A 2,924-nucleotide genomic window follows, 5' to 3' on the forward strand; every position below is an offset into this window, starting at 1 on the left:
GCCACCGGTGAGCCGTGACGAACTGTTCGGCAACGGCCGCGGGCTGGCCGCCGGTGTGTGGGCACCGCAAGGCAAGGCCCGGCGGGTGCCCGGTGGTGTGGTGGTGTCGGGGCGCTGGGCGTTCTGCAGCGGCATCACCCACGCCGACGTGCTGTTCGCCGGCTGCGTGCTCGAGGATCGCCCGGCCGTCGTCGCGCTGCCCACCGAGCAGCTCCAGATCCTGGACACCTGGCACACCCTCGGCCTACGCGGCACCGGCAGTCACGACACCGTGGCCGACGAGGTGTTTGTCCCAAATGAGCGGGTGCTCTCGATATTCGACGGCCCGGTGATCGACCGGCCGTTGTATCGATTCCCGCCGTTCGGATTTTTCGCCGCCTGTATTACGGCGGCCGCGATGGGTAACGCGCGGGCGGCGATCGACAATTTCGTCGAGCTTGCTTGCACCAAAAAGGGTGTCGCGGCCAGTCGCACGCTCGCCGAACGTCCCACCATCCAGGCGGCGGTCGCCGCGGCCGATTCGGGACTGGAAGCCGCGCGAGCGGGTTACTACCAGGCCATTGACGCGGCGTGGCAGGCCAGCCAGCACGAGCCTCCGGTGCCGTTGGAGGCGCGTACCCGCGTGCGGCTGGCTGCCACCCACGGAGTGCGCGTCTCGGCCGACGTGGTGCGCACGATGTATGACCTCGCCGGAGGGAGTGCCATCTACGACGGCGCACCACTGCAGCGCTGCTTCCGCGACGCGTTCACCGCCACCGCGCACTTCCAGGTGAATGAGGCGTCACGCGAGCTGCCAGGCCGCATCCTGCTCGGGCAACCCACCGAGGCGGCAATGCTGTGAGGCAGCCGATTGAAGTTGTGTTGCCGTTCTGGCTGGACGCGCCTGACGAGGAGGCATTGGAAATCGCTGACGCGACCAGCGCGGCCGGACTCAGTGGGCTGTGGATCGGCGAGATGGCGACCTTCGACGCTTTCGCGTTGGCCACCGCCGTCGGAATGCGGGCACCAGGTTTGCGGCTGAAAGTGGGACCGTTGCCGGTCAGCGTGCGGACCCCGGTGTCAATCGCGTTGGGAGCGAGTTCGGTTGCCTCGCTTACCGGTTGCCAGGTTGACGTCGCGCTGGGCGCCTCCAGCCCGGTCATCGTGGCGGGCTGGCACGACCGCGAGTGGTCACACAGTGCGGCGCGCATGCGCGAAACCATCGACTGCCTGCGGCCGATCCTGCGTGGCGAGCGCGCCGACTATGACGGGCGCTACGTCCGCAGTCATGGATTTCGGCTGCGTCACCCGCTGCCGCACACCAGCATTGGAGTAGGCCCATTCGGCCCGATGATGACGCAGCTGGCGGCCCGACTCGCCGACGAGGTGGTGCTCAATCTGGCGTCGCCGCAGCGGGTTACGCAGGTGCGTCAACAAGTAGAGCACGATGCCGCCGCGGCGGGTCGCACGCCGCCGCACCTGACGGTGTGGGTACCCGTCGCCGTGCGACCCGGCGAGGCCGCGTTGCGGCAATTGGCTAACCAGCTGGCGATCTACCTCGCCCCGCCCGGCTACGGCGAAATGTTCTGCGAGCTCGGGTTTGCCGAGTTTGTCGAGCGTGCCCGCACCGGCGCGCGCCGGTCGGAGTTGGCGGCGGCGATTCCCCTCGAGCTGGCCGAGCAGCTGGCCGCGGTGGGCACTCCAGAACAGGTCGATGCCCGGCTGCGGGCCTACCTGCAAGCCGGCGCAGACACCGTCGCGGTGATACCGGTAACCGCCGAGGACCCCGCCGGCCGGGCCGCACTTCAGTGCGCCGCGGACAGTTGTCGCATAACCTCACCAGCTCGGGAGACAGTCTCGTGAGCACTGTGAATACACAATGCCGGCTGGCCGCGCGTCCAGTGGAATTGCCAAAGGCTAGCGATTGGACGATTGCCGAGGAACCCAAACCCATTGCAGCCGAAGGCGAATTCGTGGTCGAGGTCGACTACCTGTCGATGGACCCGGCGATGCGCACCTGGATGAACGCCGGCCGCTCGTATGTGCCGCCGGTGGAGATCGGCGAGGTGATGCGGGCGCTTGGCATCGGACGCGTCGTTGAATCACGCCATGCCGCATTCGCCGTCGGGGATGAGGTGTCCGGGATATTTGGGGTCCAGCGCTATGCACTATCCAACGGCCACGACGTCAATAAAGTTGACACCACAGTGGCATCAGGGGCACCGACAACCGTGCATTTGGGGGCCCTCGGCATCAGCGGTCTGACCGCCTATTTCGGATTGCTCGACATCGGCAAGCCTGAGCCGGGCCAAACCGTGCTGGTGTCCGGGGCGGCTGGATCGGTGGGCAGCATGGTGGGCCAGATCGCGCGGATCAACGGCTGCCGCGCTATCGGTATTGCCGGCGGCGAGCAGAAATGCCGCTGGCTCGTCGAGGAGGTTGGTTTCGACGCCGCAATCGACTACAAGACCGCCGACCTGCGGGCAGCGCTGAAAACCCATGCACCCGGCGGTATCGATGTCTTTTTCGACAATGTCGGCGGTGCGACTCTGGAAGCCGCCCTGAACCGACTCGCGGGCGGTGCCCGTATCGTGCTCTGCGGTGCGGTGTCGCAGTACAACGAGACGCCGCGGGGACCGGCGAACTACATGCAGCTGTTGGTGGCGCGGGCATCGATGACCGGCTTTGTCATCTTCGACTACGCTGACCGCTACCCGGAAGGTGTTGCGCAGCTGGCGAAGTGGCACAACACCGGTGAACTGCGATCACACGAGCAGATTGAGCACGGCGACGTCGCTGATTTCCCCGACACGCTGCTCAAGCTGTTCCGCGGCGAAAACACCGGAAAGCTGATCCTCGCGTTGAACTGAAGCAGCGGGAATACCTCCGCGGAGCTGGCACGTTGAGCCGCGTATGAAACCCTTCACCGAGACCGAACGTCAAGA

The 2,924-nt window shown here is 66.5% G+C and carries 3 protein-coding genes; all 3 read left to right on the forward strand.

What is annotated here, in order from left to right; translation table 11 throughout:
* Positions 1–841, forward strand: an 841-nt coding sequence (locus WAN71_RS15815) for an acyl-CoA dehydrogenase family protein (protein WP_422226235.1), incomplete at its 5' end; no start/stop codon positions are given.
* Positions 838–1,842, forward strand: coding sequence for an LLM class F420-dependent oxidoreductase (locus WAN71_RS15820; protein WP_422226236.1), 1,005 nt, complete (start codon positions 838–840; stop codon positions 1,840–1,842). The genes WAN71_RS15815 and WAN71_RS15820, both read left to right, overlap by 4 nt.
* Positions 1,839–2,849 (forward strand): NADP-dependent oxidoreductase, encoded by a 1,011-nt coding sequence (locus WAN71_RS15825; protein WP_422226237.1) that lies wholly within the window; start codon positions 1,839–1,841, stop codon positions 2,847–2,849. Before WAN71_RS15820 ends, WAN71_RS15825 begins: the two co-directional genes overlap by 4 nt.
* The last annotated feature ends 75 nt before the right edge of the window (positions 2,850–2,924 follow it).

This window comes from Mycobacterium sp. (assembly GCF_049280035.1).
In the GTDB taxonomy this organism is placed as follows: Bacteria; Actinomycetota; Actinomycetes; order Mycobacteriales; family Mycobacteriaceae; genus Mycobacterium.